Below are 5,915 nucleotides of genomic sequence, written 5' to 3'. Positions count from 1 at the left end.
CCCATGCCCTGCGCCGCTATGCCCAGGATCAGCAGCGCATGCGGGAGCTGGAAGGGCCCTACGGCCTCCCCCACACAGGCCTGTTTGCCGACTTCTGCCGCGGCGTCGTTCGGGAGTTTCAGCTGGCTGAGCGGGTGCAGGCGGTGTCAGTAGCCCAGATCCAGCTGGGTCCGGCTCGTCCTGCCTCGCTGCAGGTGACCCTCAGCGATGGGGCGCTGATCCAACCGCGCCGACTGGTGCTGGCCACGGGAATGGGTGAGCCTGTGCTGCCCAGCTGGGTGACCCGCATCGCGTCGCCTTATCCGGCCGAGGCCCTGCAACACAGCCAGACGCTTGATCTGGCCACGTGCCAAGGGTTGCTGGGCCAGCACATCCTGATCGTCGGTGCTGGGCTCACCAGCGCCCACCTTGCCCTCGGCGCGCTGAGGCGAGGTGCCCAGGTCACGATGCTCTGCCGGCGGACGCTCCGGAGCAAGCCGTTTGATGCGGACCCGGGCTGGCTGGGCCCGAAGTATCTCAAGGCATTTCACGCCGAAGCCTGTTGGCGTCGACGCCACAGGCAAGTGGTGGCGGCGCGTGACGGCGGCTCGATCACGCCCCTGTTGGCTGCCCAACTCGATCAGATGCGCCGCCGGGGCCGCCTGCAGCTTCACGAGCACGGCCAGGTGCAGTCGGCCTGCTGGCAGGCGGGCATCTGGCAGGTTGACTGCCTTGATGGCCGCCGGCATCGGGCCGATCGCATCTGGCTGGCGACTGGCCACCGTCAGGGCGTCAGTCAGCATCCACTGCTTCGCCAGCTGCTGGATCAGAAGCCCATTGAGCTGATCAACGACTTCCCTGTGCTGACAAGCGACTTGCGCTGGCCCGGCACCAACGTGCACCTGATGGGAGGTCTGAGTGCGTTGCAGCTCGGCCCCGCCGCCCGCAACCTGTTCGGGGGGCTGGAAGCGGCAAAACGCATCGCTCGGGCAGCCGTGAAGGCCTGAGCACAGGTTCCGGCTGATGGATCGAGGGTCGCTCGTAGGGTCACCACAGCGACAGAGCGGTGTGCGCATCAGCATCATTGGCTGCGGCTGGTTGGGCACAGCCCTGGCCGGCGTCTGGCAGGCCCGCGGCCAGCACGAGTTGCTGGTCACCACCACCCGCCCGGAGCGCCTGGCCGAGCTTCAGGCCCTGGGTCTGCAGGCACGGCTGCTCCGGGGCGGTGACACCGCCGCGATGGCCGACGCCCTGGCGGAGGCGGAGGTGGTCGTGCTCACCCTGGCGCCCGGGGGCGATCGCCAGGTGGACGCCGACGCCTACGCCTCCACCTACCTCTCCACCTGCCGCTCCCTGCTGGAGCTGCTGCCGCAGCTGCCCCTGCTGCGCCAGATCATCTACACGAGCAGCTGCGGCGTCTATGGCGATGCGGGGGGCGACTGGATCGACGAATCCACGCCGCCCCAGCCCCGCGATGACCGTGCTGCGGTGCTGCTGCAGGCCGAGGCGTTGCTGGGGCAGGCCGCCCAGCCGGTGGCCCTGCTGCGCCTCGGCGCCCTGCACGGTCCAGGCCGGGAGCTGGCCCCACGGCTGGCCAGGCTGGCGGGCAGCCGCCGGCCCGGGGATGGCAGCACCTGGAGCAACTGGATCCACCGCGACGATGCCGTGGCCGCCATCGACCGGGTGCTGGAGAGCGGCTTCAGCGGCACGCTCAACGTGGTGGATGGCCAGCCGGTCACCCTGCGTCAGCTGATGGATCGGGTCTGCTCCAGCCAGGGGCTGGAGCCTATGCAGTGGACCGGTGGCTCCGACCACGCCCCGGCCGCAAACCGGCGCATTCGCAACACGGGCCTGCTGGCCCTGGGCGTGCCGAAGCCACGTAACGTTGCGGGCCCAACGGCCCAGGCATGAGCTTCCGCTATCTCGATCGGGTCGCCAGCGCCGAGTCGATCCAGCAGTTTCTCGATCTGGCCGACCTGGCGGTGGGCGCCGGCCAGTCGGCAGACAACGTGTTCATGCTCTCGCACCGTCTGCGCGCCTCGCGGCCGATGCAGCTCTGCCTCAGCCGCTTGCAGCGCGATCCGGCCAGCTGGGCCTGGGTGGAGCAGCGCCGCCCTATCTCCCCCTACAACCTCGAAGCCCTCAGAGCGATGCCGAAGGGCAGCCTGGGCCACACCTATGGCACGGTGATGGCCACCCTCGGCTACGACATCAACTTCTTCCCCGAGCCGGCCTTCTTCAACAACCTGGAGAGCGACGCCGATTACATCAACTACCGCGTGTACGCCACCCACGACATTCACCACATCGTCACGGGCTTCAGCCTGGATAACTATGGGGAGCTTGGCGTGATCAGCGCCAGCGTGGCCCAGTTTTCCCATCCCGGCCTGGCCTTCACCGATCTGATTGCCCTGCTCACCTCCTGGTTCCGCACCGACACGCCGATCGACGAGCTGGACAACCCGCGGGAACAGGCCCGTACCACGGCCTACGTGTTCCGCATGATCAGCCGTGGGCTGGAGCTGGGCCTGGAGGCCCAGCCTCTGTTTCCCGTGAACTGGCCGGAGCGCCTGGAGCAGAACCTCGAGGAGCTGCGGAAGGAGCTGGGCATCGAAGCGGCCCGTGATGGCCTCTTCAGCTGGCACAGCGACCCAGCCCTGGCGGCGGCCCTGGCTGCCTGAGCTCAGACCAGCAACGGCAGCTGGGCCGGCTCGCTCTGCTGGAAGCGCAGGCGCCCCTCAGCAGCCTCGCTGGCATCGGTGGTCACATCCACCACGATGCTGTGGCCCGGCGTGAATCGGCCCGCCAGGATGCCCTTGGCGATCGGGGTTTCCAGTTCGCGCTGGATCGCCCGTTTCAGCGGCCTGGCGCCGTAGACGGGGTCGTAGCCCACCCCGGCCAGCCAGTCGAGCGCGTCGGCGTTGAGCTGCAGCCCCAGCTTGCGCTCCTCCAGGCGGCGCTCCAGCCGCTGCACCTGCAGTTCCACGATCTCGCGCAGCTCCTCCTGGCGCAGGCTGTGGAAGATGATCGTTTCATCGAGGCGGTTGAGGAACTCGGGGCGGAAGTGGGCCCGCAACGCCTCATTCACCCGCTTCTCCATCTCGCCGTGGCGGGCCGGGTCGCCGGCCAGATCCAGGATCGAGGCGCTGCCGATGTTGCTGGTGAGGATCAACACCGTGTTGGTGAAGTCCACCGTGCGGCCCTGGCCATCGGTGACGCGGCCGTCATCGAGGATCTGCAGCATCACGTTGAACACGTCGGGGTGGGCCTTCTCCACCTCGTCGAACAGGATCACGGCGTAGGGGCGCCGCCGCACGGCCTCGGTGAGCTGGCCGCCCTCCTCGTAGCCCACATAGCCGGGAGGGGCGCCGATCAGGCGGCTCACGGCGTGTTTCTCCATGTACTCGCTCATGTCGATGCGCACCATGGCGTCGTCGGCATCAAAGAGCTGGGAGGCCAGGGCCTTGGAGAGCTCCGTTTTGCCCACGCCGGTGGGGCCGAGGAAGAGGAAGGAAGCAATCGGCCGGTTCGGGTCGCTGAGGCCGGCGCGGGAGCGCTGGATGGCATCGGCCACGGCGGTCACGGCCTGGGCCTGGCCGATCACCCGGGTGTGGAGTTCGTCCTCCAGGTGCAGCAGCTTCTCCATCTCGCTCTGCACCAGCTTGCTCACCGGGATCCCTGTCCACTTGGCGATCACCTCGGCGATGTCCTCTTCGGTGACCTCCTCGCGCAACAGGGTTTTTTCGGTGCTGCCCTCAGCACCATCCGGGCCGCTGCCGCCGCTGAGCTCGGCCTCCTTGCTGGCCAGCTTGCGGTGCAGGTCGGCCAGGGTGCCGTACTCGAGCTCGGCCGCTTTGTTGAGGTCGTACTGGCGCTTGGCCTGCTCCACCTGCAGCTGCACCTGTTCGATCTCCTCCTTGAGCGCACCGAGGGACTCGATCGCTCCCTTCTCGGCCTGCCACTGGGCATTGAGGCCGCTCTGCTGCTCCCGCAGTTCGGCGAGTTCCCGCTCCAGCCGCTCCAGCCGCTCCTTGCTGGCGGCGTCGGATTCGCGGCCCAGGGAGAGTTTTTCCATCTCCAGCTGCAGGATGCGGCGATCGAGTTCGTCGATCTCCTCGGGCTTGGAGGTGATCTCCATCTTCAGCCGCGCCGCCGATTCATCCACCAGGTCGATGGCCTTGTCGGGCAGGAAGCGGTCGGCGATGTAGCGGCTGCTCAGCACGGCGGCGGCCACCAGGGCGTTGTCGGCGATGCGCACGCCGTGGTGCACCTCGTAGCGCTCCTTGAGGCCGCGCAGGATCGAAATCGTGTCTTCCACGGTGGGCTGATCCACGAACACCTGCTGGAAGCGGCGCTCCAGGGCCGGATCCTTCTCGATGTGCTGGCGGTGCTCATCGAGGGTGGTGGCGCCGATGCAGCGCAGCTCGCCGCGGGCCAGCATCGGCTTGAGCAGGTTGCTGGCGTCCATCGAGCCGCCGGTGGCGCCGGCCCCCACCACGGTGTGGATCTCATCGATGAACAGCACGATCTGCCCCTGGGAGGAGGTGACCTCCTTGAGCACGGCCTTGAGCCGCTCCTCGAACTCGCCGCGGTACTTGGCACCGGCGATCAGGGCGCCCATGTCCAGCGACACCAGCTGACGGTTCTGCAGGGCCTGGGGCACATCGCCGTTGACGATGCGCTGGGCCAGCCCCTCCACGATTGCGGTTTTGCCCACGCCGGGTTCGCCGATCAGCACCGGGTTGTTCTTGGTGCGGCGGCTGAGGATCTGGATCGTGCGGCGGATCTCCTCGTCGCGCCCGATCACCGGATCGAGCTTGCCCTCGCGGGCGGCGGCGGTGAGGTCGCGGCCGTACTTCTCCAGGGATTCGTAGGTGCCCTCGGGGTTCTGGTCGGTCACGTTCTGGCTGCCCCGCACCGCCTGCACAGCCTCCTTGAGTTTGTCGGCGCTGGTGCCGGCCTGGGCGAGCAGTTGCTTGCCGCAGCGGTCGTCGATCGCCAGGGCCAGCAGCAGGTGCTCGATGGCGATGTAGCTGTCGCCATAGGTCTGCTTGAGCTGCTCGGCCTGGTCGAGCACGGCGTTGAGCCCCTTGCCCAGGTACACGTTGTCGGGCGGGGCGCTGAGGCTGGGCTGGGCGCTGATGTGGGCCTCCACCTTCTGGCTGAGGCTGCCCACATCCACGCCGGCTTTTTCGAGGATGCGGCCGGCCAGCCCCTGCTGGGCCAGCAGAGCCGAGAAGAGGTGCTCGCTCTCCATCTGCTGCTGGCGCTTGTGCACGGCCAGTTGCTGGGCGGCCACCACGGCGCCCCAGGCCTTTTCGGTGAACAGTTCTGCGGTGGGATGCATGGACGACTCTCCCTGTGATCTTGCGTTGTGATCACGCTATGCACGGCGGTAGCGGTTGAAACCCCTGGGAGCCGAACCGATCGGTACGGCGCTCCGGCAGCTGGTGGGATCTCCGTCGCTCACGGGTGGGGAAGCCGTCCCCCGGGCACCTCCAGCAGGAGTGGCCTCAGGGAGGCTGGCCGTTGGGCCAGGGCCATGGTTGGCCTTCGAGGCCCATCAGTGACTCCTTCAACACCGGCTGCAGAGTGGCCCGCGAGAGGTTTCTGACCATCTCCCAGGGTGCCGGTGCCTGGCTCAGCAGCCATGCCCTGGCCAGGGACGGGTACCGCTTCTCAGGCGGGGGCGGCGACGCCTGGCGTGGCGGTTACCGGGGAGAGCATCCGCTCTATGGCGCCGGGGCCAGGCCCGCCGTGGAGGGTGATCGCTTCAATCGGGTGACCATCAACAACAACTTCTACAGCCGTGACATCCACGGCTGGAACGACAACTGGCGCGGTGGCGGCTACTGGAGCAGCCGGCCCTGGAACCATGGCTGGTATGGCGGCTGGGGCGGCTGGAGCTGGTGGGGGGCCAGCTCTGCGGCCTGGGG

Annotated in this window: 4 protein-coding genes and 1 pseudogene; 4 read left to right on the top strand and 1 reads right to left on the bottom strand. The window is 68.1% G+C overall.

Annotation, left to right across the window (positions count from 1 at the left end; genetic code table 11):
- The 3 genes from IQ216_RS11035 to IQ216_RS11025 all read left to right on the top strand — a co-directional run.
- Positions 1 to 986, top strand: a 986-nt coding sequence (locus tag IQ216_RS11035; protein WP_193815504.1) for a SidA/IucD/PvdA family monooxygenase, incomplete at its 5' end; no start/stop codon positions are given.
- 16 nt (positions 987 to 1,002) lie between these two features.
- Positions 1,003 to 1,890 (top strand): NAD-dependent epimerase/dehydratase family protein, encoded by an 888-nt coding sequence (locus IQ216_RS11030; RefSeq protein ID WP_193815503.1) that lies wholly within the window; start codon positions 1,003 to 1,005, stop codon positions 1,888 to 1,890.
- A complete protein-coding gene (locus IQ216_RS11025; RefSeq protein WP_193815502.1) occupies positions 1,887 to 2,660 on the top strand; it encodes a Coq4 family protein in 774 nt (257 codons plus the stop codon). Before IQ216_RS11030 ends, IQ216_RS11025 begins: the two co-directional genes overlap by 4 nt.
- A gap of 2 nt (positions 2,661 to 2,662) precedes the next feature.
- On the opposite strand, the gene clpB is transcribed toward IQ216_RS11025, so the two are convergent.
- Complete coding sequence (gene clpB, locus IQ216_RS11020; RefSeq protein WP_193815501.1) at positions 2,663 to 5,326, bottom strand: ATP-dependent chaperone ClpB; 2,664 nt, start codon at positions 5,324 to 5,326, stop codon at positions 2,663 to 2,665.
- 245 nt (positions 5,327 to 5,571) lie between these two features.
- On the opposite strand from clpB, the pseudogene IQ216_RS11015 reads away from it, so the two are divergent.
- Positions 5,572 to 5,915: pseudogene (locus tag IQ216_RS11015) on the top strand (hypothetical protein); the annotation flags it as partial.

The organism is Cyanobium sp. LEGE 06143 (genome assembly GCF_015207535.1).
In the GTDB taxonomy this organism is placed as follows: domain Bacteria; phylum Cyanobacteriota; class Cyanobacteriia; order PCC-6307; family Cyanobiaceae; genus NIES-981.
The sequence above is the reverse complement of the archived record's forward strand: the minus strand, read 5'-3'. Positions and strand labels throughout refer to the sequence as shown.